Origin of the sequence: Pseudomonas sp. GXZC (assembly GCF_026967615.1) — a bacterium.
GTDB classification, from domain to species: Bacteria; Pseudomonadota; Gammaproteobacteria; order Pseudomonadales; family Pseudomonadaceae; genus Aquipseudomonas; species Aquipseudomonas azotoformans_A.
In genome coordinates this window covers 1,589,047-1,610,626 of sequence record NZ_CP114115.1, presented here as the reverse complement: position 1 = coordinate 1,610,626, position 21,580 = coordinate 1,589,047, and the positions used below count along the sequence as shown (strand labels likewise).

Annotated in this window: 30 protein-coding genes; 3 read left to right on the top strand and 27 right to left on the bottom strand. The window is 59.5% G+C overall.

From position 1 onward, the window contains the following. Positions 1-37: 37 nt before the first annotated feature. Positions 38-688, bottom strand: coding sequence for a response regulator transcription factor ErdR (gene erdR / locus OZ428_RS07655; RefSeq protein WP_003189050.1), 651 nt, complete (start codon positions 686-688; stop codon positions 38-40). A gap of 139 nt (positions 689-827) precedes the next feature. Continuing rightward, the gene (locus OZ428_RS07650) at positions 828-1,547 is read right to left on the bottom strand and encodes a tRNA-uridine aminocarboxypropyltransferase (protein WP_133074477.1); all 720 of its coding nucleotides are present in this window, start codon (positions 1,545-1,547) and stop codon (positions 828-830) included. A gap of 179 nt (positions 1,548-1,726) precedes the next feature. Between OZ428_RS07650 and OZ428_RS07645 the strand changes: the two genes are divergently transcribed. Together OZ428_RS07645 and OZ428_RS07640 are read left to right on the top strand one after the other, a co-directional pair. Further along, on the top strand, positions 1,727-2,167 hold the full coding sequence (locus OZ428_RS07645; RefSeq protein ID WP_010212685.1) for a PA3611 family quorum-sensing-regulated virulence factor: 441 nt from the start codon (positions 1,727-1,729) through the stop codon (positions 2,165-2,167). Between the two features lie 275 nt (positions 2,168-2,442). Continuing rightward, positions 2,443-3,555: a TIGR00730 family Rossman fold protein gene (locus OZ428_RS07640; RefSeq protein WP_133074478.1), complete on the top strand. Its 1,113-nt coding sequence runs from the start codon at positions 2,443-2,445 to the stop codon at positions 3,553-3,555. 178 nt (positions 3,556-3,733) lie between these two features. On the opposite strand, the gene recX is transcribed toward OZ428_RS07640, so the two are convergent. From recX to OZ428_RS07530, 22 genes are all read right to left on the bottom strand, one after another. Beyond that, a complete protein-coding gene (gene recX, locus OZ428_RS07635; RefSeq protein WP_033899922.1) occupies positions 3,734-4,201 on the bottom strand; it encodes a recombination regulator RecX in 468 nt (155 codons plus the stop codon). Positions 4,202-4,203: 2 nt separating this feature from the next. After that, positions 4,204-5,262, bottom strand: coding sequence for a recombinase RecA (gene recA, locus OZ428_RS07630; protein ID WP_003189042.1), 1,059 nt, complete (start codon positions 5,260-5,262; stop codon positions 4,204-4,206). An 84-nt stretch (positions 5,263-5,346) separates the two neighbouring features. Beyond that, the gene (locus OZ428_RS07625; RefSeq protein ID WP_177110997.1) at positions 5,347-5,847 is read right to left on the bottom strand and encodes a CinA family protein; all 501 of its coding nucleotides are present in this window, start codon (positions 5,845-5,847) and stop codon (positions 5,347-5,349) included. A gap of 110 nt (positions 5,848-5,957) precedes the next feature. Beyond that, positions 5,958-6,515 carry a glycoside hydrolase family 19 protein gene (locus tag OZ428_RS07620; RefSeq protein ID WP_269133038.1) on the bottom strand — a complete coding sequence of 186 codons (558 nt, stop codon included), beginning with the start codon at positions 6,513-6,515 and terminating at the stop codon, positions 5,958-5,960. Positions 6,516-6,521: 6 nt separating this feature from the next. Further along, complete coding sequence (locus OZ428_RS07615) at positions 6,522-7,529, bottom strand: contractile injection system protein, VgrG/Pvc8 family (protein WP_269133037.1); 1,008 nt, start codon at positions 7,527-7,529, stop codon at positions 6,522-6,524. A gap of 9 nt (positions 7,530-7,538) precedes the next feature. Continuing rightward, positions 7,539-7,751, bottom strand: a complete 213-nt coding sequence (locus tag OZ428_RS07610) for a tail protein X (RefSeq protein ID WP_133074481.1) — start codon at positions 7,749-7,751, stop codon at positions 7,539-7,541. After that, entirely contained in the window at positions 7,744-8,127 is a 384-nt protein-coding gene (locus OZ428_RS07605) for a phage tail protein (protein ID WP_133074482.1), read from the bottom strand. The genes OZ428_RS07610 and OZ428_RS07605 overlap by 8 nt, the downstream gene beginning before the upstream one ends. Then, on the bottom strand, positions 8,127-9,281 hold the full coding sequence (locus tag OZ428_RS07600; RefSeq protein WP_133074483.1) for a hypothetical protein: 1,155 nt from the start codon (positions 9,279-9,281) through the stop codon (positions 8,127-8,129). The genes OZ428_RS07605 and OZ428_RS07600 overlap by 1 nt, the downstream gene beginning before the upstream one ends. Before the next feature lie 6 nt (positions 9,282-9,287). Beyond that, positions 9,288-9,413, bottom strand: coding sequence for a hypothetical protein (locus tag OZ428_RS07595; protein WP_010212704.1), 126 nt, complete (start codon positions 9,411-9,413; stop codon positions 9,288-9,290). Beyond that, complete coding sequence (locus tag OZ428_RS07590) at positions 9,410-9,982, bottom strand: phage tail assembly protein (protein ID WP_269133036.1); 573 nt, start codon at positions 9,980-9,982, stop codon at positions 9,410-9,412. Before OZ428_RS07590 ends, OZ428_RS07595 begins: the two co-directional genes overlap by 4 nt. A gap of 51 nt (positions 9,983-10,033) precedes the next feature. Continuing rightward, complete coding sequence (locus OZ428_RS07585; protein WP_269133035.1) at positions 10,034-10,540, bottom strand: phage major tail tube protein; 507 nt, start codon at positions 10,538-10,540, stop codon at positions 10,034-10,036. Then, the gene (locus tag OZ428_RS07580) at positions 10,540-11,706 is read right to left on the bottom strand and encodes a phage tail protein (protein WP_133074486.1); all 1,167 of its coding nucleotides are present in this window, start codon (positions 11,704-11,706) and stop codon (positions 10,540-10,542) included. The genes OZ428_RS07585 and OZ428_RS07580 overlap by 1 nt, the downstream gene beginning before the upstream one ends. 2 nt (positions 11,707-11,708) lie before the next feature. Continuing rightward, complete coding sequence (locus OZ428_RS07575) at positions 11,709-11,882, bottom strand: hypothetical protein (RefSeq protein ID WP_269133034.1); 174 nt, start codon at positions 11,880-11,882, stop codon at positions 11,709-11,711. Between the two features lie 87 nt (positions 11,883-11,969). Then, the gene (locus tag OZ428_RS07570) at positions 11,970-12,335 is read right to left on the bottom strand and encodes a phage tail assembly chaperone (RefSeq protein WP_269133033.1); all 366 of its coding nucleotides are present in this window, start codon (positions 12,333-12,335) and stop codon (positions 11,970-11,972) included. After that, complete coding sequence (locus tag OZ428_RS07565; RefSeq protein WP_269133032.1) at positions 12,335-14,167, bottom strand: phage tail-collar fiber domain-containing protein; 1,833 nt, start codon at positions 14,165-14,167, stop codon at positions 12,335-12,337. Before OZ428_RS07565 ends, OZ428_RS07570 begins: the two co-directional genes overlap by 1 nt. Next, positions 14,168-14,797 carry a phage tail protein I gene (locus OZ428_RS07560; RefSeq protein ID WP_133074488.1) on the bottom strand — a complete coding sequence of 210 codons (630 nt, stop codon included), beginning with the start codon at positions 14,795-14,797 and terminating at the stop codon, positions 14,168-14,170. Next, a complete protein-coding gene (locus tag OZ428_RS07555) occupies positions 14,794-15,789 on the bottom strand; it encodes a baseplate J/gp47 family protein (protein WP_269133031.1) in 996 nt (331 codons plus the stop codon). Before OZ428_RS07555 ends, OZ428_RS07560 begins: the two co-directional genes overlap by 4 nt. Continuing rightward, positions 15,786-16,118 (bottom strand): phage baseplate protein, encoded by a 333-nt coding sequence (locus OZ428_RS07550; RefSeq protein ID WP_028619075.1) that lies wholly within the window; start codon positions 16,116-16,118, stop codon positions 15,786-15,788. Before OZ428_RS07550 ends, OZ428_RS07555 begins: the two co-directional genes overlap by 4 nt. Positions 16,119-16,127: 9 nt before the next feature. Next, entirely contained in the window at positions 16,128-16,739 is a 612-nt protein-coding gene (locus OZ428_RS07545; RefSeq protein WP_133074490.1) for a phage baseplate assembly protein V, read from the bottom strand. Between the two features lie 3 nt (positions 16,740-16,742). Beyond that, positions 16,743-17,258: a hypothetical protein gene (locus OZ428_RS07540; RefSeq protein ID WP_133074491.1), complete on the bottom strand. Its 516-nt coding sequence runs from the start codon at positions 17,256-17,258 to the stop codon at positions 16,743-16,745. A gap of 21 nt (positions 17,259-17,279) precedes the next feature. Further along, positions 17,280-17,624 (bottom strand): phage holin family protein, encoded by a 345-nt coding sequence (locus OZ428_RS07535; protein WP_016977943.1) that lies wholly within the window; start codon positions 17,622-17,624, stop codon positions 17,280-17,282. Positions 17,625-18,220: 596 nt separating this feature from the next. After that, positions 18,221-18,955: a LexA family transcriptional regulator gene (locus OZ428_RS07530; RefSeq protein ID WP_010212723.1), complete on the bottom strand. Its 735-nt coding sequence runs from the start codon at positions 18,953-18,955 to the stop codon at positions 18,221-18,223. Positions 18,956-19,440: 485 nt separating this feature from the next. On the opposite strand from OZ428_RS07530, the gene OZ428_RS07525 reads away from it, so the two are divergent. Beyond that, positions 19,441-19,794, top strand: a complete 354-nt coding sequence (locus tag OZ428_RS07525; protein ID WP_269133030.1) for a hypothetical protein — start codon at positions 19,441-19,443, stop codon at positions 19,792-19,794. On the opposite strand, the gene OZ428_RS07520 is transcribed toward OZ428_RS07525, so the two are convergent. From OZ428_RS07520 to OZ428_RS07510, 3 genes are read right to left on the bottom strand one after another with little or no spacing between them, the layout of a single operon-like run. After that, on the bottom strand, positions 19,742-20,275 hold the full coding sequence (locus OZ428_RS07520; RefSeq protein WP_269134163.1) for a lysis system i-spanin subunit Rz: 534 nt from the start codon (positions 20,273-20,275) through the stop codon (positions 19,742-19,744). The two genes, OZ428_RS07525 and OZ428_RS07520, sit on opposite strands and share 53 nt — an antisense overlap. Then, entirely contained in the window at positions 20,275-20,682 is a 408-nt protein-coding gene (locus tag OZ428_RS07515; protein ID WP_122758047.1) for a DUF6527 family protein, read from the bottom strand. The genes OZ428_RS07520 and OZ428_RS07515 overlap by 1 nt, the downstream gene beginning before the upstream one ends. Then, positions 20,679-21,368, bottom strand: a complete 690-nt coding sequence (locus OZ428_RS07510) for a glycoside hydrolase family 19 protein (RefSeq protein ID WP_269133029.1) — start codon at positions 21,366-21,368, stop codon at positions 20,679-20,681. Before OZ428_RS07510 ends, OZ428_RS07515 begins: the two co-directional genes overlap by 4 nt. Positions 21,369-21,580 lie beyond the last annotated feature (212 nt).

Genomic DNA, 21,580 nt, shown 5'->3' with positions numbered 1-21,580 from the left:
ATCACGCCAAGTCAAAAAAGCGTGAATCGATGACAGCTTAATGCTGCGAAATTGACTCAAGTTGTTGCAAGAGCAACGCCGCCTGGGTGCGTGTACGCACGCCCAGTTTGCGGAAGATCGCCGTGACGTGGGCCTTGATCGTCGCTTCCGACACGCTCAACTCGTAGGCAATCTGCTTGTTCAACAAGCCTTCGCAGACCATGGTCAGCACCCGGAACTGCTGTGGTGTCAGGCTGGCAAGGCCATCACGGGCGGCCTTGGCTTCGTCGGACACGTTGATTTCTTCGAACGCTTGCGGCGGCCAGGACACATCGCCATCCAGCACCGTGCGCACAGCTTTCTGGATATCTTCCATCGCGCTGGACTTGGGAATGAAACCGCTGGCGCCAAACTCCTTGGAACGCACCACCACGTCAGCTTCTTCCTGGGCCGAGACCATCACCACGGGGATCTGCGGGTATTGGCCGCGCAACAGCACCAACCCGGAGAAACCATAGGCGCCGGGCATGTTCAGGTCGAGCAGCACCAGGTCCCAGTCGGACTTTTCGGTGAGGCGGGCTTCCAGCTCGGCAATGCTGGCCACTTCGACCAGGCGGACATCCGGCCCAAGGCCCAAGGTCACGGCCTGGTGCAACGCACTGCGAAACAGCGGGTGGTCATCGGCTATCAGGATTTCGTATGTGGCCATTGATTAAATGATCCTGTTTTTTAGGGGTGCCCTGATCGGCGCCCAGCATGCCCAGCGTAGCCTGGAGGGTCAAGCGCTACGCCCGTGGGCATTTTAGCGGGTTGCGGGGTTGGGGTGCCATCATGCAAACGTCGTCTGGTTATACCGTCGCAATATAGGGAGCAAGGCGCGTATGAACAGTATCCGTCGGATCCAGCGGCATCTGGAACTTGGCGGCCAGGTAATGGGTGCTGAACACATCCAGGTAGGCGTCCAGGACCTCACTGGCCACCAGGTCGTCGGCCAGCTCAAGGCACAGAGCAGCGACTTCGGCGGTGCAGAAGTGGTCGTCGCGCTTGGAACGGCGCAGTTTGTAGCGCGATAGCTGCTCGGGCGCCAGGCTGAGCACCGGCAAATGCTCCAGGTACGGGCTTTTGCGGAACATTTTGCGCGCTTCGCTCCAAGTGCCGTCCAGCAAGATGAACAGTGGACGCTTGCCCTCCTCTACCTTCACCTCGCTGACGACGCGCTCAGGTGCGACGAATTCGCCGGGGAACACGATATAGGGCTGCCACTGCGGGTCGGCCAGCAGTGTGAGCAGTTCAGGATCGACCTCGGTACGTGACCAGGCGAACGCGGTGGTGTCGTCGATCACGTCGGCGATCAGCCAGCCTGTATTGCTGGGTTTCATGGGTTCCACATCATGCATCAGCAGGCACATCGCTGAAGTGGCGGCGACTTTGGGCCGCCAGGCACACAGGCAGTACTCAGGAATGACCCGGCAGTCCGGGCAGCGTTCGGCACGCGAACCACGATTGAGGAACGGCCGGACGGCACGGGCCAGACGCTGGGTACGCAGGCGGGAAACGGCGTGGCTCATCGGATGCGCCGGTGGTGCGGGTAGATCGACACGGTGAAAACTCGTGGACGGCTGAAGTGGCGGCAGTTTACCAGCGATACGCCTGGCTGTAGTGGCAAGGGCTCACCTATAATTGCGCGCCACTGAACGCACAGCGCAGTGGCTGGTCTATGCACCAGTAACCGAATCAGGAGAGTTTCATGCTGCGTTCCATGCTGCGCCTTGTCGCCCCATCCGTCGCCCTCGCGCTGGTATTGCCCGTGTGCGCCCAGGCGGCCTCGCTGCTGGAGGCCCAAATGAACCGCAAGCTGCAAAGCGTCGCGGCTGAGAGCAACAAGGACCTGCCCCGGGAAATCGACGAAAAGACCCTGGAAGTGGCCTACACCGTTGAAGGCATGCAACTGATCGATCACCTGAGTGTCTTGCCCGACCGCGCCGAACAGATGCGCGCCAACCCCAAGGCGGTGTACTTCCAGCTCGGTCAGAGCGTGTGCCTGAACAAGGGCTACCGCGAGCTGATGGCCAAGGGTGCGGTGATGCGTTACGAAATCACTGAGAACAAGACCAACCGTCCTGTGGCCTCGGTGAAGTTCGTGGAAGCGGATTGCCCGGCACCGGCTGCGGCAAAAAAGAAAAAGTAACGGTTTGACCTTCGCGTGCTGCCGTCCGGTGGCGCGCACTCCCCCCGCTTCAATGCCTTCCAGGCAGCTAGACTCCGTATTGAGCGACCAATAAGTGGTTGCCAGCCAAGGGTTTTCCGGCCCATGATCAAGTCATCCCGACCGTTCATCCACAGCGCTTTTCATGCTGTTCTGTAACATTTTCAGGGCAAAAGAAGGTTGCCCCCTGCGGCGAACAGCGACACAAGCAGTGTCGTCGCCTGCGGCGAAGGTGCCCTGCAAGAAGGAGAAGTTGAATGCCTTACGAACCGAATGACCGCCTGCTCCGACATTTTGAACAACACGGCACCGACCTCACCCAGCAGGTCGACGCACAACTCCAGCTGATCGCCCCCAACAGCCCGAATATTCCCCTGTATCGCGACATGATCCTCACCGTGCTGCGCATGGCCCAGGACGACCGCAACCGCTGGAACGCCAAGATCACCCTGCAAGCCATTCGCGAGCTGGACAATGCCTTTCGCGTGCTCGAACAGTTCAAGGGCCGCCGCAAGGTCACGGTGTTCGGCTCGGCTCGCACACCGATAGAAAGCCCATTGTATGCACTGGCCCGCGAAGTCGGCGCGGCACTGGCACGTTCGGACTTGATGGTGATCACCGGCGGCGGCGGCGGCATCATGGCCGCCGCCCACGAAGGCGCGGGCCTGGAACACAGCCTGGGGTTCAACATCACCCTGCCGTTTGAACAGCATGCCAACCCGACCATCGATGGCACCGAGAACCTGCTGTCCTTCCACTTCTTCTTTACCCGCAAGCTGTTCTTCGTCAAGGAGGCCGATGCCTTGGTGCTGTGCCCAGGCGGTTTCGGCACCCTGGATGAAGCATTGGAAGTGCTGACCCTGATCCAGACCGGTAAGAGTCCGCTGGTCCCAGTGGTGCTGCTGGACGCGCCGGGTGGCGGATTCTGGCAAGGCGCCCTGGATTTTATCCGCAGCCAATTGGAAGCCAATCGCTACATCCTGCCCACCGACCTCAAGCTGGTACGCCTGGTGTACAGCGCCGAAGAAGCAGTGGAAGAGATCAACCAGTTTTATGCCAACTTCCACTCCACCCGTTGGCTGAAACGCGAGTTTGTGGTGCGCATGAATCACCCGCTCAGTGAACGCGCATTGGCCCATTTGCAAGGCGAGTTCGCCAGCCTGCGATTGAGTGGTGAGTTCCAGCAGCTCGCGTATACCGGCGAGGAACATGATGAACCGAGGTTCAGCCATTTAACGCGGTTGGTGTTCAACTTCAACGGGCGCGATCAGGGCCGGCTGCGGGAGTTGGTGGACTACATCAATTTGCCGGAGAACTGGGCACAGGCTCAGGGCAAGGCGCAGCAGCGAGTGGCGCCGGAGCCGGCGTGATTTTTTGAGGGCAAAAAAAAAGACCCACTATTTTCATAGTGGGTCTTTTTATATGCATTGATCCAGATGGGTGGGGCTGCTACGCAGCCCAGCGGGAGCAAGCTCCCTCGCCACAGCAAGCTCCCTCGCCACAGCAAGCTCCCTCGCCACAACAGCTCGCTCGCCTCTACAACTGTGTTCAGTCATCCATGTCACGACCGCTCAACAAGCGGCTGATCATTTCCATCGAAAACCCGCGATAGCTGAGGAATCGTCCCTGCTTCGCCCGTTCCTTGGCATCAATCGGCAGATGGCCAGAGAACTTGCGCCGCCAGGTGTCTTCCAACTGCGCCTGCCAACTGATTCCGCACTCGCGCAGGGCAAGGTCGATATCAGCGCGTTGCAGGCCACGCTGGCTCAGCTCTTCACGAATACGCGCCGGGCCATAGCCCGAGCGAGCGCGATAGGAAACAAAACTTTCGAGGTATCGGGCTTCGGAAAGCAGCCCCTCTTCCGTCAAGCGGTCGAGGGCGCTTTCGATCATCTCGGGCTCCGCGCCGCGCTGACGCAATTTACGCGTCAGCTCGACTCGACCGTGCTCGCGGCGAGCGAGCAGGTCCATTGCAGTGCGCCGAACGGCGACGAGTGTATCCAGTACAACTGTCATCGTTAGATGTCAGTGTCAGCTTCTTCCACTTCTTCAACCGGCTCGCGGTTGGCGGCAGCTTTCACGTCTGGAGCAGCAGTCAGCAGCTTGTCGCGAATCTGCTTTTCAAGCGTGGCAGCGATGTCCGGGTTGTCCGCCAGGAACTTGGCCGAGTTGGCCTTGCCTTGACCGATCTTGCTGCCGTTGTAGGCATACCAGGCACCGGATTTCTCGACGAAACCGTGCAGCACGCCCAAGTCGATCATCTCGCCGTTCAGGTAGATACCCTTGCCGTAAAGAATCTGGAACTCGGCCTGACGGAAAGGCGGGGCCACTTTGTTCTTCACGACTTTAACGCGGGTTTCGCTACCGACAACCTCGTCACCTTCTTTCACCGCGCCGGTACGACGGATGTCCAGACGGACCGAAGCGTAGAACTTCAGCGCGTTACCACCGGTGGTGGTTTCCGGGCTGCCGAACATCACGCCGATCTTCATACGGATCTGGTTGATGAAGATCACCAGGCAGTTGGCGTTCTTGATGTTACCGGTGATTTTACGCAGCGCCTGGGACATCAGACGGGCTTGCAGGCCCACGTGCATGTCACCCATTTCGCCTTCGATTTCAGCCTTGGGCACCAGGGCCGCCACGGAGTCAACCACGATCACGTCGATGGCGTTGGAGCGCACCAGCATGTCGGTGATTTCCAGGGCCTGCTCACCGGTGTCCGGCTGGGAAACCAGCAGGTCGTCAACGTTGACGCCCAGTTTGCCGGCGTATTCAGGGTCCAGGGCGTGCTCGGCGTCGACGAACGCACAGGTGGCGCCCATTTTCTGCGCCTGGGCAATCACCGACAACGTCAGGGTAGTTTTACCGGAAGATTCAGGACCGTAGATTTCAACGATACGGCCTTTTGGCAGGCCGCCAATGCCGAGCGCGATGTCCAGACCCAGAGAGCCCGTGGAAATAGCCGGGATCGCCTGACGGTCGTGATCGCCCATACGCATTACGGCACCCTTGCCGAATTGACGTTCGATCTGACCCAGGGCCGCAGCCAAGGCTTTCTTCTTGTTGTCGTCCATTAAAGTCCTCACGTAATCAATAAGGCCGGGGCGGCCAACACCTGTATAAGTAGACAGTATTGTTCCACAAAGATCGGAGATCGCCTACCCCTGATTTTCTATTTCTGCTGCAGCTCGTCGCAACAAGCCCTCTAGCGCGGCCTTTACCGTTTGTCGGCGGACCTCGTCGCGGTTGCCGGTGAAGTGCTCAAGCTCGGCCGTGACCTCCTCGCCGACGCCGAACGCCAGCCATACGGTGCCCACCGGTTTGTCCGGCGAACCGCCATCAGGGCCCGCGACGCCACTGACCGCAACGGCAAAGCGCGCCAGGCTTTTTTCCTGTGCACCGCGCACCATCGCCTCCACCACTTCCTGGCTGACGGCACCGACTTTTGGAAACAACGTTTGCGGCACATTCAACTGGCGGGTCTTCTGGCGGTTGGAATAGGTGACATACCCCGCCTCGAACCAGGCCGAGCTTCCCGGAATCCGCGTGATGGCTTCCGCGATTCCGCCGCCGGTGCAGGACTCGGCAGTGGTGACGTGGGCATTGAGCACCTGCAAACGGCGCCCCAGTTCAGCAGCCAGTTGAGTGATTTCCTTCACGGTCGTCTCCAGTCATGGGCGGGGGTTCGCCTACCCTACAGGAGCCAATCGCACGCGCAAGTGACGGACTGTCTCAAGACGCAAACGGGCGAAGGCACGCCGGTACACGTTTAAGAAACGCAAAGCGCCGCCTTCGCCCGCGCCCACAGCCGCAAGCGATCCTCCAGCCCATTGAGCCCGCCGTTGATGCGCCGCGTGATGGTGGTGAACTGGTCCTTGTCGGCCAGCGCGTTCAGGCCGTTGCTCTGCCAGAACCAGGCCGCCGACTCGGCGGCCCATTGCGGTTGCTCCAGCAACATCGGTTCTCGCAACAAACGCTCATCACCGAACAGGGCCTGGCTGCAGGCCAGGTAATTACGGCGCCCGGTAATCTGGATCAGCCCCCGGCCCCGGTACTTCTGGCCGTCGCCGTCCGCTTCGGGGGTGTTACCCAGGCGCACGGCCAATGCGCCGGTGTCGTACTTGCTCAAATAGGCATCACTGCCCAGTTCACGCACGTAGCGCAACTCGCCGGACTCATGACCGACTTGAGCGATAAACGCCGCGACGCGCTTGGGTTGACCGATCTCAAACCTGGCCATCGCCGTGTTCAGCGCGGGCAAAAAAACGCCCGCTCCAAGGCGGGCTCCCGGCAGGATTTGAAGCAGTTGAGGCAATGTTATCAGCATGGTTCCTCACTCGGCCGGGGACAAACCGCTGGCCTTGATCGCACATCGATAGCTCTCTTTGCGTTTGCCACTGGCAATCACACTCTTGATCGACCAACGCCCCTGCATAAAGCCAGGCCAAGACTCGTCCAACAGCAACAACCCTTCGGCGCCGAATGAGGGATTGCCGGGGCAGATCACATTGACCTGCAACCCTTCGCGCCCCACCCGACGCATCTCGCCCTCTGCGGCAGTCCTGGCTTCAGCCTCGCTCTGGTAACGCTGCGTCATCACCTTGAACGGCGCGATGCCCACTTCCACCACGTGCTGTTTGCCGGCGGCTGCGTCCCACCAACTCGCTTGCGCGCCGGAGTAGGTCGCACGGCTGGACTCAGTGAAACTGGCGGAAATAAACGCACGATCCCCCGGACGGTTGTCGCGGGTGATCGACAACTGCACATCCGGCAAAACCTTGCCCGACAGCGATTTGATCTGCCCTTTACGGCCCAGCACATACAGCTCGTCGACGGGCTTGGCCACCGCATCGAAACGCTTGGCCAACCGCGTCAAAAACGCCATGTCGCTTTCGTTGGTCTGGTCGATATGCTGGATCTGCTCGTCTTCCAAATCATGTGCCACACGCGGTGAGAAGCCGTAGCGCGTGGTCAATTGGCGAAACAGCGCCCCCAGGCTGATCGGCCCGTGGCTGGCGGTTCGTCGCTTCTTGAACTCGGGCTCATCAAAAGGCGCCGCCGTCGCCACCAGCACCGCGCGCAGCGGAAACAGCGATGGCGTTCGCTGAGTGATCTTGAACCGACCTTTATCCACCAGGCCGGATTCCAGGTAGCCGACGCGCAGGCCGATCTGACCGCCCAGGCTGGGCAGCCCTTCAAGGCCTTCGATGTCGAGGGTCAGCTTCAACTGATCGGACGCAAAACCCGCCAAATCGGTGTGCTCCCATTCCAATAGCCGCTCATTGAGCAGCGCGGCATTGGCGCCGTAAATTTCCACCACCGGTGTAAATCCAAGTGTCATGGTGACTCCTTAGTCCCAGGCCGAAACCGGCTGCTTGGCAATAGGTTGTACCGACAGCTCGGGCACCACCACGGTGACGCCTGCCGGCAGGACCACACCCTGCTCGGCGAGTTGAGGATTCAAGCGCCACAGCACTTCCTCGGCCGCATCATCACAGCGACCCAGCTCGCGGTAGAGCAACAGGTTCACCGAATCCCCGGCAATACTTCTCACCCTACGCATTGACGAACTCCTCCAGCACCACGGACCAATTGATCACCATCGCCGTGCCGTCATCGATGACGCTGGACTGTTTTTCGTCCACCGACTTGATGGTCCACAGCCCCCAGCTAAGGCCAACGCCGTCGACCAGAGGCAACGGCAAACGCAGGGTTTGCAACGCACGCAATTCGTCCAGCCGCGCCATGCCCTGTGCCCGTGCGGCCTTACCGCCGAAGGTGAGCGTTTCGAGCGCCTGGCCGACCTGGCTAGATTTGGGTTTGCCGGCAATGATCTCCAGGCTGACCCAGCCACCGCTGCTCGCACGGTCAAGGGTGTCGTAGGCAAAACCCCGGGACAGCCCAAAAATAAACGAGCCCAATGCCATCTGTTGTCGCATCACGCCACTCCTGTATCGGTCAGCGCCGAGTCACGTCGCGTCGCCAACAGGCTGTCCATCGACAACGGCGTGAATTGGGCTTCAATCTGTTGCACCACCAGCGCCGCCAGTTGCTGATAGCTGGCCTGTTCAGGTGCGTTGATGGTGATTTGCGGGGCGAATGTCAGTTGGCGATTGTCAGCCTGGGCGTTGCTCAGTTGCTTGCTGACATCGGCGGGCGCGGCCAGGCGGTCGCTTGGCCCGAACAGCTTGTCACCCAGCCAGGCGCCCGCCTCACTGCCCAGCAATCCACCGATCGCGCCGCCGACAGCCGTACCGACACCGGGTAAAACCAGGGTGCCGATGGCGGCCCCGGCAGAGGCGCCGGCCCAGGCACCACCCGCCGTGCTGAGGCCGGCGCCGACGGCCTTGACGTCACCGTCGCGTACGCCCTGGATCACGCCCAAGGTGGCTTCAGCGGTTCTCAAGGGCGCGAGCCGCCGAATGCCGACGGATCCGAGTGTGACGAAAGCATCGGCCAAGGCACCCGCCGGAATGTCTGGCCGGTTGGGCGCTGGCGTTGCGGTGCTCGCCCCAGTAAAGGACTGAAAGCCTTGCGAGGTCGCCCCGGCTTGAAAACTTGCTGACGAGCCGCCCAACGCCTGGCGGCCTGGTTCGACTAAGTTACGGACTTCAGCAGTACGCCCACCGATTTTTTTGCGACCTTTGTATTTCTTTGCAGCCGTGTCTATGACCCAATCAATCGCTTTTTCTGCGGCCTTGCTTTTCAGCGCGTCCCACAGCTCGCTCCAAACCGCCTTGATGGAGCTCATCACCACACCATCAGCCGGTTCCTTGGGTTCATCCTTCGGCGCGCTCGCGGCAACATCCGCTGCCTTGGGCATCAGCGCATCGCTGTTGATGAACAACGTCGTGTTGAGCGTCTCCAACGTCTCGCGCAGTCGCACTTGTTCCTGGGTCAAGGCGTTGATATCCACACTGAGCGTGGCCAACGTGCCGTTCAACGCCCATTGCGGTTGCGAGGCAGCCTCCAGGCTTACAGGTGCCGCAGCGCTGGCGGAAAACGGTGCCAGCACATTGCCAAGGTCTGCGTTGCCAATCATCCAGCGCAAATCCTCCTGGGCGAGTCGGATCCCATAGTTAGTCTCTTGCATCCCGCTCTACTCCTGTTTAACGCCAAGGCGAGTGATCGCAATGTCGTAGCGGCGCAATGCTTTTGCGGCATCCCAATCCAGGATCTCCGCCTCATTGACCGAGTAAACCAGCGGCACCACATCGAGGATCACGTCGATGTCGCGTTGCGAAAGAAGTCCGCCGGTTGATTTAAAAAATCGTCGATGCGCTCCTGCAGCTCGGTCCAGTCAGGCACGGTGAGGTGGGCAAGATCGGGGATCATCAGGCCTGTGCAATGAGCGGTGATGAACTCGGCACGCTCTTTATTGGTGGCGAGTTTTTTCATCACCTTGGTGGCGCGCAGGGCGGGCATTTCCAGGGACAAGTCGGTGAAGACACGGCCGGCAGCGTCGAGAGGCTGCAACAGTTGGACGGGCTGGTCGTGGGTCGATGCCGCTGGCTTATCGAGGAAGAACGACGCAGGACGTGTCGACATCTCATGTACGTATTGGGCGATGGTCACGTAGTCCGGACGCTTGAGTTGGTCGAGCTCTTTTTCCGACAGGCCGGTGGCGAGTTTCGCCAGTTCGAAGAACTGGTCGTCCTCGTCCTCACCGGCCCGGGCCAGCGCGTCTTTTTGCGCGGCGTAGTACAGCGGCTTGAGTTGAACCTGCTCGATCGTCGCGCCGGTATCGGCAGTGACTGGCGAGAGCAGGCGGTGCAGCGGTGGCATCCAGGCCATTGTGCAGCTCCTTGGTGAAGTATGGGGGCGAGCGAACCCGCCCCCGGGGGATTACGGCATCAGCACGGCGCGACGCGCATCGCCGAGGATGTCGACGCCGTTGAGCACGAATTTCTGAGTGCGCACGTCGATGTCGATCACCGGAATGCCGTTTTCCAGGCGGTTGTAGGTGCGGCAGGAGAGTTCCAGGGTGGTGACAGGCTTCTCACCCATTTTCAGAGCCGTCTCAGTCAGGCTTTTCAACTTGCCGCCGACCGTGTGGTAGGTGAAGTAAGTCTTGCCATCCTGGTCCTGGCCGGCTTCGCGCACGTTGAGCAGGATGTCATCACCCAGGCGAACGCCCAGGGCCAGCATGATTTCCGGGCCGGCGCCTTGCAATTCAAGGGTCGCGTTGAGCACCTTGGCGCTCTTGGCCATTTCCTCACCGATGAAACGCCCGCCGGTCATCGGTTCCATATCGAAGTCGATCTTCGGCGGTGTGAACGAATTGACCGTCGCGGACAACGGCAAACCTTGAAGAGTGGCCGCAATGGCCTGTCTGACTCGGTTGGTAAACATTAGAGAACGTCCTCCAGGAACTGCTCGATGATTTCATCGCGGGCATTGAGTTGATAAATCATGTGTTCGTTCGGCGCATAGCGGCCGTAGTCGATGACGATGAACCAGGTGCCGTTCTTGTACTTCTCGACACTGTTCAACTCCGGGTGCAGGTACACGCTGCCGCCGGGGATGGTTTCATCGGCGACCAGGGTTTGCAGCCAGTCGTTGATGCGCTTGACCTCCTGGTCCATGAAGGACTTGGTGAGGTTCTTGGCCATGGCTTTCTGGCCGGCCTTTACCAGCTTGCGGCTGATGGCATCTTCCAGGCCGACGTAGCTGATGAACTTGCCGGTGATGGACCGGTTACCCAGCAGCGAGAAGCCACCGAGGATGGTGCGGGCGTAGTAGCTCACGCCGTAGCGGTTGAGCAGGTCGCCTTCGGTGGAGGTGTCGAGGATGTTGTACTCGACGACGCGGGAAACGTCCTCGGCGAACGTCACCTGATTGCCTGGGCTTTCCCATTGCTTGACCTTGGCCAGGGCTGCGATAGCCAGGGAAGATGGCGCAAGGAACACGTTTTTCTTCGCCGCCTTGGAGTACACCGACGGCATGTTGTGCACCAGCAGGCAACGGTCAAAACCCAGATCGGCCCCGCCCAGTTCACCGCTGTAGGTCACTTGGTCAGCGACGCTTGCGTCTTTGCCGTCCAGCACCACACGGGCCTTGATGCGCTTGCCGAACGAGGCGAACTCACCGGCCACCGCCTTGGTGCCGGTGAAGCCTGGAGCGCCGATGATAGTCAGGTCTTCCGGCACGCTGGCTAGCGCCGCCAGGCCCAGTTTGCGACCGGTCACCGGCTCGTCACCGCCGATCACGTTATTGAGCGTGTCCGCCGGGGTGGCGCCCTCCTCCACGATCACCACATAGACCGGCACCTTCACCACTTTGAGGATCTGGTACACCGCCTGGAACAGCGTGCCCGACTCCGTACCGGTCGGGTCCAGCAGCGCCTGGGTGGTGAAACTGTTGATGCGAAACGGGGCATTCTTCGGGATCGACGCATGGGCCTTCGGCGCAGTGCCGACCAGGCCGATCACATTGTCGCCCAGGCCACCCATGGCCTCGGGGGATTCGGTGGCATTCACGGTGATGCCGTTGTGCTCGAAGTTCAAAACCTCAGCCATGGTTAGTCAGCCTTCTTGGGGGTGGAGTTGAGGACGCTGGTCAGTTCCAGGCGGCCGGCGGTGCGCAGGGCGGATGCTTCGACGTCCAGCAGGTCCAGTTCCTGGCCGACGGCGGACCAATGGCCACCTCCGGTGGGGAATGGGATGAGGACGGTGTAGGTTTGGCGGGTGGGCATGAGAGAGAATCTCCAGGCGAAAAAAAACCGCGGGAAGCGGTTTGGGATAGTGATTAGCAGGGAAAGGCTCCTGAAACTGTCGGAGGCTTATTTGATTTGTTTGTCGATCCAGTCAGGTGAGACTGGCCGTCCTTCGCTATTAGGGAAATCTGGGGATTGAGGCCAGTCGCGCAACCCCTGCATATAAACCAGCAGCTCTTTGAACTGCTCCGAAGAAAGGGTAGTAGCGACCTCTATTTCTCGCTGGTCACGATGTCGATCACGCAACCATGAAGTATCAGCTAACACCGCGTCACGCCACTCACGTTCAATCATCATGAAATCAAGAGTCGGCTCTGGGCCAGCAGCCAGAGCCATAGCCTCAGCTTCTGAAACAACACTTAAACTATCTGGCGTACTCACGCCCAACTCAAAAGCGAATACCTCTCCAGCGTCATTAACGAGATAGTTCATCAGCGCATTTCCGTCCATGTATTAATTGTGTAGCTACCCGTCGGGACTTTATAAGTGGCGCCTGCTGGAACAATTGCAGAAACCGCCAGGCTCAAGCTTGCACTTGGGAATGAAGACCCAAGAATCAACACGCCATCGACAAGAATCGATGCTGTTTGGTTATTTGCAGTACTAACAAATGCAATGTTGACGTACAGAGGACTTTCTGTCGCATTAGTATATGTGATGTTAATCGCCCTGCTTGCCTTGACATCAGATATTGCCTTGAACTGATTCATCAAGGATCGATTCAAATTTTGTACGTGAGTTCCTAGTGCTGCTACATCGATACTTCCTTGATTGATTGGCGCATTCCAGGCCTTGATGCACCACATAACGGCTAAGTTACGCGGACGAGTTTCGATCCCCCCCTCAGACTGAACGTAGCTACTGCTATTAGTTTGCGTACCATTGGAGTACATCGTTGTGAAACCACCCCCCGCGGCGGCTTCTCTGACGGTAATTCCGTGGTTGTGGGCTTTCAACTGATCACTTTGCCAACTTCCTGGCATCCTCCCAGCATCTATTCCCCGTCCATGATCCCAACCACGCAAGAACTCTCCTCGCGACTCAGGCAGGCGGAAAAAGCCGGCAGGTTCGCTACCTATATTGAAGGTCGTGCCCAAATAAGCAGCGAGATCTGGGTACACAGCGATGCTTTGCACACTCCCGTCCAACTCCAAATACCCAGGAGGTACAGCAGCTTTCGGAAAAGGAACAATCGACCCAACTGGAACAGCAGATTTCAACGCATCAAGTTCATTAACAAGGGCCGCAACATCAATACTTCCCTGGTTGATAGGCGCATTCCACGCTTTGATACACCAAAGAACGGAAAGGTTACGCGGACGAGTCTCCGCGCCGACTCGAGGTTCGCCGTTAATACCGTCGGTAACGGGCGTACCGGAAGCAGCAGGATTTATGATTCCGCTGCCAGCTGCTAGCGCGGAGCCACCAGAACCGAATGCGGCATATGCCGTAGTCCCCTTAGGTGCGGCATGAAAGTGTCCTTGCATCTGATCGAGTTGATAACCGCCAATAATCCGACCGGCATCCACCCCCCGCCCATGATCCCAGCCACGTAAAAACTCCCCTCGTGATTCCGGCAGTCGAAAATTCCCCGTGCCTTCGTCCCCTTTGTTGAACGCAACCCCCAAGAACTTCGCCAAGTCCGGATAAGCCGCAGCACTCTTCACGCTGCCGTCAATTTCCAGGAACCCAACCGGGACCTTATCAACCGGAAATGCCACCATGGATCCCACTGGCAATGCGGACGACTGAGCAATCATCGCCTCAATCTCAGCCTTCGAATAGGTCCCCTTCCCCAGGTAATCCATAACCCAAGCCCGAGTCGCCTTCACCACCGTGTCATCAATCAACAACGTCACGATTGCAGCATTACTCGTCTCGAAGATCGAGCGGATATAAAACTCTTTCCCCGACCCCGACGTTGCCAACACCGGCTTATACGACTCCGGATATTTGACGATGGCGTACAGAATCCCGGTATCCGTCCACAGACCGGCCTCGCGCACGTACCAGCCACCCACATCCGAGGGGATGGTGACTTCGGCCATCAGCCAGTTGGCGTTTTTCTCATCTTGAAACAACGCATTCAAAGGCCCGCGCCAGACTTCGCGTTTCAGCGCTTTTGCGCTGGCATCTGGGTTATAGACAGCGCCGTTGCCGTCGCCGACGGAAATCTGCGCCAGTTTGATCGGTACGCCCGCGGCCTTGCAGGCGGTTTCGTAGGCGATCCCCGCGTTGGTGAGCAGGGTGTAATAGTCAGCCATTTAGTGCTCCTGTGGATAAAGGGTGGTGGTTTCGACGGTGTAGAGGGCGGCCGCCATAAAGGCGCGGCCGGAGGCCTCGACGCCTGCCAGCACGTTGGGGTAGATCGTGGTGAGTTCGCCGCACAGCGTGGCGGCGCCGATGCTGTGGCTTCCAGAAGCGCTAAGGCCGACGGAGATCGAGAGAATGTCGCGCTCGCTTTTGGCGTCGGCCAGGCGGCGGTCGAGTCGGGCATCGATGGTTTCGCTGTAGGGCAATTCGGTCCAGGCCCGCACGGCAAAGCTATAGGGCACGCCCTTGGGGTTTTGTTCGTACCAGGCGCGTACTTCGGGGCTGAGTTGCAGACCTTTGGCGGCGTTCTCCAGGGCTTGGCGGGTGCCGGCCTGGCGTGCGGTGGGCCAGGCAAGTTTGACGGTCAGGCGCTTCTCGGCCTCGGGGGCCGTGGTGCTCCATTCGTTCACCGCGCGGTCCGCTGCCAGGTAGGGCAAGAAAGCAGCCGGTGTGTGATCCGGGTCCATCAACTGTGGGAAAGGAGGCGTTACGCGCTCCAGCAACTGGCCGAAGCCTAGGTCCAGCGCCTTTTCCAGCGGTGAGCTATTGGCCGGCAACAGGCTCGCTTTAGGCTCACTCATAGCGTACGCACCTCCACCTCGACACCCGTGCAATACGGGGCCTGGAACGCCGTGCTGATGATCGGTTCCAGCGGTTCGAGTATCTGCAGTTGCGCGGCACCGGCGCTGTGGATGGCGTAGTCGATCCAGCTGGGGTCGACACGGCCTTCCAGGCGATGGCAGGAGTCGGCGTAGGTTTGCAGCAATTTTTGCGCTGCGACTTGGGTCAGCCCTGAATCCGGGCCGGCGTTGATCTTGGCGACCACGCGAATCTTGTAGCGCTGAATCTGCGCGCCTTGGACGCCGACCAGATCAGTCTCCGGTCGTACATCCGGCCGTGCGAAATGTCGCCGTACGCCGTCAAGCAAATCGGCGGAAGCCGTGCCATCACCGTCCCTGGAAAGCACGGTGACCATCACTTCGCCGGGGGCAGTGCGGCGGCCGTTGCCGTCCTTGACCTGGGCTGCGTAGCCATCCGGGTCAAAGGTGTAGCTGACGGTCACCACGCCGGGTGTGGCGCTTTGCACCTTGACCGACGGTCGCTCGCCGAGGGTGAATACCTCACGGCGATATTGCATGCGTGAGCCCGCCGCCGGGGCGTGTGGTGCCAAGTAGTAACGCAGGCGGGCGTCGTCGTCGCTTTCCAGAACAGGTGGCACGGGTGGAAAAGCGGCCGGGTCGCCGGGATTGAGCACCTGACGCTCCAGCCCCATGTCGGCCAAGCGCGCGTCCAGGTTGCTGCCAGTGGCCCACCACGCCAGCATCTGCTTGATGCGAGCGTTGTACTTGCGTTCGTGGGTTTGCAGGCGCAGGCAAAACGCTTCCAGCGCCAGGGTCAGCAGTTCGCTTTCATTGTCGAGGCTGACCTTGAGTTTGGCCGCGCTTTGCGGCGCGCGGGTGGCAACGTAATCGACGACGAAGGCCTTGAACTCGGCCAACAGCGGTTCGAACTCATCGACGGCGATGATGGCCGGTTCCGCCAGTTGGTTCTGGCCTGGGATCAACATGCTCATGTCACGACCTCGAAGGTTTGTTGGCGGTTTTTCCAGGTGCCGGCAAAACGCAGCAACAAACCCGCGCCCTGACGGGTAGCGACGATGACCTGGGGTTGAAAGTCGGCGATGCCGTTCTGGGTGTTGTAGAACGCCTGGGCGGCATGGCTTTGGGCGAGGATCAGCAGGTCATCGCCCAGGTTCTGGCCGAGCAATTGCGGGATCAACGAGCCGTACAGCGGGCGCTTCTGGCGAGTGCCCACGGGGGTGGTCAGCGCTCGGGTGGCGCGCTGCACGAATTGCAGCCAGTCGTCGACGGCGGCCCCGGTGTTCCTATCGATTCCGATCATGGCAAATCCTTATGCGCTACTGATCACGCGGCCCTGGTGATCCACCACCGGACCGCTCAAATGCACGCCGGCGGCATCCAGCAACATGCTGGTGGCGCCAAGTTGCAGGGTGATGCTCTGGGCGTTCAGGGTGAAGCTGGCGGCGCCGACGTTGACGTCGACCTGCTCGCGGGAGCCGCTGAACGTGGTGGGACCGTTGACCCAGTTGAACGTGTGGCTGGCGTCGTCGTAGTCGCTTTGGGTGCCGTCCTGATGGCGACGCCGCGTCAGCGAAGCGACACCGGACACAGGCGGAAAAAGACTACTGTTGAGGCCGAATAAGGCGACGGACTGAGCGCCCCCTTCCCCGCCGCCATAATTGAGCAGCAGGCATTGTTCGCCCACGGAGGGAATGCGGGTTTCGGTCTGCGCCCCCGCACTCGGGTTGAAAAACTTGATCGCCGGGCTGAGCAAATCACCGTGGCTGACCTTGCAGGTATTACTCGCGGCGTCGACCTCCTGGCACACGCCAATCCGACAGAAGCTTTCGGCACGCCGATACAGATCTTCCAGCTGGGCTTCCATTTCCGCCAGGCGCTCGACAATCGGCCCCAGTTGCATGCGTAGCAATGCATCGAACATGGACTACTCCTGCAAGGGGCGATATTGATCCGGATCGTTGATGTCGGAGACTTCCCAGGTGCAGGCAAATAAAGGCTTGCCTGTGGGATCTTCGAGCAGCAATGGTCCGAGATAGAGGTTTTGGGTGAAGGAAACCGTCCAGGTGTCGTAGTCCGTTTCTACACCGCTGAGCGCGGAAGGCGCTGCGACAATCGCGTTGGGCAAATCGCACTGATCAGGCGGCAGGCCCCAGCGGTTATCCAAGGCCAGGTCCATCAATTGGCTGGCCAGGTCGCAGGCATCAAAGGCTGCCGATCCGCTGGCAACCATGGCCTTGAGTGAAACCGACAAGGCATGCGCCTTTCGCCCTGCAAGAGAGCGCACGCCGGGGCCATTGCGCTCCACGCTGATCAAAATGCCAGCTTTATCGCCCGTTCCGGGAAAGTCATGGTGATTGCCTACGTGCAGCTGTGGGAAAGCGCTCTTGAGCACGTCCCCAATCGCCTCTGGTAGCTGGGAAGGTTTTTCGAGAAGTGTCATCTGCTTGCATCCTTGCAGCGGTTACTGCTGATCCGGTCGAGAGGTTGGGGTCTCGTTGACCCCGATGCGCTTGGCCGCCCAGCGTTCATAAAGGCCGATGGCCACGTCCGCACCGGCCATGGCCGTCAGGCAACCAATGGCGCCAGCGGTCCAGATCGACATGCCGGCGGCGTAGCACAGCATCAATGCCGATACCCCGCAGACCATGCACGCCCCGGACCGCAGCGCCAGGCGCCGGATCAGCGACCAGCCGCGGGCGCCCTCCTTGTCGGCGCGCCACATTTCGCCGGATACACCGCCAATCAGCGCCAGTACGATCACCAGCCAGATAGGCATTTCCGCTAACGCTTGCTGCTCGTTTGTCATGTCACGCCTCCTGGCTGAGCACTACCGGCCAAAGACCGGCTCTTGGGTAAATCCATTTATAGGTAGGCATTCCAAAAAGCCCGGTTGCCCGGGCTTTTCAGTAATGCGGTCCTCAGTCGATCTTTCGGCGCTACTGGCGCGGTACGGATCTTTCCTCGATGTTTTTCCGACCACGATCCCTGTCTGCCGGATAACTGCTTCTGGTGCTTTACGCTGCACACCCGGGTCAGTTGCCAACCCTCTGAACCGTTAAGGCCGGTTCATCGCTGCCTGTTTGTTAAGCGGTGAAACTAAAGAGCGTCGGCATCCTTGCCGGTGTTGCTGGCGTCCTTGCCATCGCTCGGATGGCGTCCTTGCCGGTGTTGCGTGCCTTCCTTGTATTGACTGGCAGCATCCTTGCCGCCTCCACCAGGCCTTGTTGGCTGGCTTGATATGGAGAATATGCATGTATGCATATACAGTCAATGCGCAAATGCATTTATTTTCACTATTCAAATGCACAAATGCATTTTTGTCCTTGTGGACAGCGGGTTTGGTGGTTTTTTCCAGGCGAAAAAAAGCCCGCTCGTTGGCGGGCTATTTCTTACAGAAGAAGGTTAACGGGCGTACATGCCCCACCAGAACACATGGCCCAGGATGCTGATCTGCTCATCCTGGATATCCTGGAAGCTGTAGTCCTCATCCGGGTGCTCATCGCGATTGAAACTGCGCAGGCGAATCCCGGAAGGCAGGCGGTAGAGCTGTTTCACGCGCAATTGGCCGTTGTGGTTGATGGCATACAAGTCACCATCGACGATGTCACCAATGCCGCTTTTGCCCGCGTTCACCCCGACCGTCGCGCCATCACGCAGCACCGGCAACATGCTGTTGCCACGCACCGTCACACACTTGGCCTGGTCGAACTGCACACCGTTATGCCGCAGGCTGCGCTTGCCGAATCGCAGACTGGCCTTCTCGCTTTCCTCGATGACGAATCTTCCTGATCCAGCAGCCAATTCAACCTCGCGCAGAAAGGGGATCGACACCTCGTCGTCATTAACGGGTGTGTCGTCGTCCCACAGGCTTATGTCCTTGAGTTCCGAATGCATCGGGTCGCGCCCGTCCTCCCGCGAAACACCCACCGCCGCGCGCCCGCGCAGTTGGTCGGTGCTCACACGGAAGTACTCGGCGATGCGGGAAATGTGCTTGTCCGACGGATCAACGATCTTGCCGCTGAGGATCCGGGACAGCGTGGATTGAGGCACGCCGGTACGCCGGTGAAGCTCCGTGGGGGAGATCCGGTCGCGGTCCAGCAGTTCGCGTAAGACGATAGAAACGTTGCGTTTTTGCATAACGGGGATAGTGACGGGAGATTTTGGGGTTGGCAAATGCTAATTTGCATTATTTATGCAAACTCGATGCATTTCCTGGGCTATTTCAAGTGGAGTGATGTGGACTGCGAACGGCAGACCTCGCGTGTTAACCTTGCGCCATCGCAAAATCGCAGGGCGGAATGCCCCACCTTTGCCCCACTCCTTTCAACGAATTTGCCTACGACCCAATGAGTAAAACCACTTCAGACCTCTCCTCCCACACCCCGATGATGCAGCAGTATGGGCTTGGTTTGGGCGTGGGCCTTCTGCTACGGTGCTTTCCGCTTAAACCTGTCTAAAACCCTATCGTCATTATTGGAGCTTTAAGCCCAATGAAACCGACTTAGCTCAAGGTAGTATTAGACAGAGAACCACCCTTTCCGGCGTCCTGCCGACGAACACCACTCCCAAATCCTAATCGCCTCGATTACTGTATGCACATACAGCATTTGAGTTTGCCCACCATGAACATCGATGAAGACACCTCAGCGTGGCTTGGCTGCCCTACGCCGCTGGAAATGTACAAGCACCATTGCGCCCTGCTCGAGGACGAACTCAACCAGGCGCAAGCGATGCTGAACAAGGCGCGGCGCAATATTGCCGGACTTGTCCAATTAAGCGATGACCTGGCCACCGGCAAAGCGACTGCCGAACTGGCACTCAAGAAAGCATTGGAAAATATCGCCAGGCTGAACGTGGAAAACTCCGATATGGGGCGGAAGATCGCCAGCCTCGACGTGGTCGCCGATCAGCGCGACCACCTGTTCAGGGAGAACCAGAAGCTGTTGATGGAAAGGAAGCCGGTGCAATCGTCCTGACGTACGCCTGGCATGCCCGTAGCGCAATCAGTCCTTGGTCGCCGGTGTCGGTGATGGCGATAATTCGTTGAGCATGCGCTGGGTCAAGTTGGGCTCGACGGGCTGCATGAACCACGCCGGCGGCGCCGGTGGCGGCAGGCACGTCGCAGTCACTGGCTGAATCCTCGAGGAGGACTGACAGCCGGACATCAGCAGTAGCAAGCTGGTCACGCAGGCGAGCCTGGTTGCGCTGGGCATCGGATAATTCCTTGGTGTGTTGCTGGTCCTGGCCGGAGAGCTTCTGCTCCAGGGCCAGCCGTTTGTCCTGTTCGCCGCGGGCCTGGGATGCGGCGGCATTGCTGATAGCCGCCAAGTCATCCTTGTGCAGGGCCGCCTGTTCGGCCAGCTGCTTGCCCATTCGCCAGTCCTGCACCTGCCAGGCACCCCCAAAGCCGATGGTAAGCGCCAGCAGGATCGCGGCCAGGATTTGCCCGGGCGTCATCATTGCTCATCCTCCCAGTCAGGTAGGTCAACGGTCTGGCCGGCCAGCTTATGCGTGCAGTCGCCCAGGTACTGGATTCGACCATTGGTGACGAATGAGTGGCAGACCTTGCCGAAGCGGCTGGCAAAAACCGCCTCTCTTCCACCCTTGGCATAGATAGCGTCGTATTCAGCCTCGTCCTCAGGCGTCATTACACTACGTCCATCAGGGGCGCCCGTGGTTCGAGCCAGCACAGACGGCGTGAATGTAGGTGCCTCGGCATTGCCGTTGTAGCCCCAGCGGGGGCCAGGCCCATTTCCAGTGGAGATGCCGTGCACCATGTCGCAGCCTGGGCACTTGAAGAAGAGATCGCCTTCCTTGGCCTGGGCCAGCACCCGCGACAGCCTGGTGAATCCTGTGCCGCTCATGCCAGCACCTTCAATGCCTTTTCGTACAGCGCCTGGCGGTCGTCCTGACCATTCGGAACTCTTCCTCTCTGCCCGGTGTTGATGATGCTGCCAATATCCTGGAAGGCGCCGGCGTCTGCCAGTTCGTTCAGGCCCCGAGCGTCCCAGTAGTGCGCTGCAGACATTGCCGCCCATTCCGCCTGCTCAAGCAGCTCAGGCTGATTCAACAAATCGATCTGCAGCGCCGTGCCGGCAGCCAGGTAGTTCGACTTCCCCGTCACCTGGATCAGGCCGCGCCCGCGGTACTTCCAGCCGTCGCCGGTGGACGGTGAGCCGTTGCCCATACGCGAGGCGTACACATTGTTCGCGATCGCCTCAGGCTTCCCGGCCAGGCTCAGCGCCAGGGCATTTGGCTTGTTCCGCGCTTTGCCCTTCACATCGACTTTCAGATAGCCGCCTTTCCCGTCAGGCTCCGCATAACGGGCTGCCCAGTTGCCGGCCAGGCCGTCGGCGCTGTAATTGAGGTTTTCCGCCACACTCTTGAGTTGCCCGGATTCATGGCCGACCTGGGCGATGAAGGCGGCTTGCCGCTGCGACGTGTCGATTTTGAATCGGAGCATCGCACGGTTTAGTGCAGGCAAAAAAATACCGGCTCGAGGGCCGGCGTTCTGGAGGATCTGCAGCAGCTGCAGCTGAGTGATTGGCATACTTTTCTCCGATCAATATAAAAAACCGCGCATGGCGGTAATGCATTGATTACAAGACTTCAGGAAACTGGCTTAGCCCAAACGACAGGCGTATATAGCGTTGTTTGTATATCGACACCAATCACTTGCATGACCAGCCTATTATTTCCATAGTCCCAGACGGCATATTGATTACCCTGCCGAGAAGAACTACCGGCAACGTCCATTGCTAT

Excerpts from the sequence above, each read along its gene's own strand:
- OZ428_RS07580 (WP_133074486.1), bottom strand. The coding sequence starts at position 11,706 with ATGGCTGAGGTTTTGAACTTCGAGCACAACGGCATCACCGTGAATGCC.
- OZ428_RS07620 (WP_269133038.1), bottom strand. The coding sequence starts at position 6,515 with ATGCTGATAACATTGCCTCAACTGCTTCAAATCCTGCCGGGAGCCCGC.
- OZ428_RS07540 (WP_133074491.1), bottom strand. The coding sequence starts at position 17,258 with ATGACACTTCTCGAAAAACCTTCCCAGCTACCAGAGGCGATTGGGGAC.
- OZ428_RS07565 (WP_269133032.1), bottom strand. The coding sequence starts at position 14,167 with ATGGCTGACTATTACACCCTGCTCACCAACGCGGGGATCGCCTACGAA.
- OZ428_RS07560 (WP_133074488.1), bottom strand. The coding sequence starts at position 14,797 with ATGAGTGAGCCTAAAGCGAGCCTGTTGCCGGCCAATAGCTCACCGCTG.
- erdR (WP_003189050.1), bottom strand. The coding sequence starts at position 688 with ATGGCCACATACGAAATCCTGATAGCCGATGACCACCCGCTGTTTCGC.
- OZ428_RS07535 (WP_016977943.1), bottom strand. The coding sequence starts at position 17,624 with ATGACAAACGAGCAGCAAGCGTTAGCGGAAATGCCTATCTGGCTGGTG.
- OZ428_RS07555 (WP_269133031.1), bottom strand. The coding sequence starts at position 15,789 with ATGAGCATGTTGATCCCAGGCCAGAACCAACTGGCGGAACCGGCCATC.
- OZ428_RS07570 (WP_269133033.1), bottom strand. The coding sequence starts at position 12,335 with ATGAACTATCTCGTTAATGACGCTGGAGAGGTATTCGCTTTTGAGTTG.
- OZ428_RS07650 (WP_133074477.1), bottom strand. The coding sequence starts at position 1,547 with ATGAGCCACGCCGTTTCCCGCCTGCGTACCCAGCGTCTGGCCCGTGCC.
- OZ428_RS07530 (WP_010212723.1), bottom strand. The coding sequence starts at position 18,955 with ATGCAAAAACGCAACGTTTCTATCGTCTTACGCGAACTGCTGGACCGC.
- OZ428_RS07605 (WP_133074482.1), bottom strand. The coding sequence starts at position 8,127 with ATGCGACAACAGATGGCATTGGGCTCGTTTATTTTTGGGCTGTCCCGG.
- OZ428_RS07520 (WP_269134163.1), bottom strand. The coding sequence starts at position 20,275 with ATGACGCCCGGGCAAATCCTGGCCGCGATCCTGCTGGCGCTTACCATC.
- OZ428_RS07545 (WP_133074490.1), bottom strand. The coding sequence starts at position 16,739 with ATGTTCGATGCATTGCTACGCATGCAACTGGGGCCGATTGTCGAGCGC.
- OZ428_RS07610 (WP_133074481.1), bottom strand. The coding sequence starts at position 7,751 with ATGCGTAGGGTGAGAAGTATTGCCGGGGATTCGGTGAACCTGTTGCTC.
- OZ428_RS07575 (WP_269133034.1), bottom strand. The coding sequence starts at position 11,882 with ATGCCCACCCGCCAAACCTACACCGTCCTCATCCCATTCCCCACCGGA.
- OZ428_RS07615 (WP_269133037.1), bottom strand. The coding sequence starts at position 7,529 with ATGACACTTGGATTTACACCGGTGGTGGAAATTTACGGCGCCAATGCC.
- OZ428_RS07515 (WP_122758047.1), bottom strand. The coding sequence starts at position 20,682 with ATGAGCGGCACAGGATTCACCAGGCTGTCGCGGGTGCTGGCCCAGGCC.
- recX (WP_033899922.1), bottom strand. The coding sequence starts at position 4,201 with ATGACAGTTGTACTGGATACACTCGTCGCCGTTCGGCGCACTGCAATG.
- OZ428_RS07645 (WP_010212685.1), top strand. The coding sequence starts at position 1,727 with ATGCTGCGTTCCATGCTGCGCCTTGTCGCCCCATCCGTCGCCCTCGCG.
- OZ428_RS07600 (WP_133074483.1), bottom strand. The coding sequence starts at position 9,281 with ATGCAAGAGACTAACTATGGGATCCGACTCGCCCAGGAGGATTTGCGC.
- OZ428_RS07585 (WP_269133035.1), bottom strand. The coding sequence starts at position 10,540 with ATGTTTACCAACCGAGTCAGACAGGCCATTGCGGCCACTCTTCAAGGT.
- OZ428_RS07510 (WP_269133029.1), bottom strand. The coding sequence starts at position 21,368 with ATGCCAATCACTCAGCTGCAGCTGCTGCAGATCCTCCAGAACGCCGGC.
- recA (WP_003189042.1), bottom strand. The coding sequence starts at position 5,262 with ATGGACGACAACAAGAAGAAAGCCTTGGCTGCGGCCCTGGGTCAGATC.
- OZ428_RS07590 (WP_269133036.1), bottom strand. The coding sequence starts at position 9,982 with ATGGCCTGGATGCCACCGCTGCACCGCCTGCTCTCGCCAGTCACTGCC.
- OZ428_RS07550 (WP_028619075.1), bottom strand. The coding sequence starts at position 16,118 with ATGATCGGAATCGATAGGAACACCGGGGCCGCCGTCGACGACTGGCTG.
- OZ428_RS07640 (WP_133074478.1), top strand. The coding sequence starts at position 2,443 with ATGCCTTACGAACCGAATGACCGCCTGCTCCGACATTTTGAACAACAC.
- OZ428_RS07525 (WP_269133030.1), top strand. The coding sequence starts at position 19,441 with ATGAACATCGATGAAGACACCTCAGCGTGGCTTGGCTGCCCTACGCCG.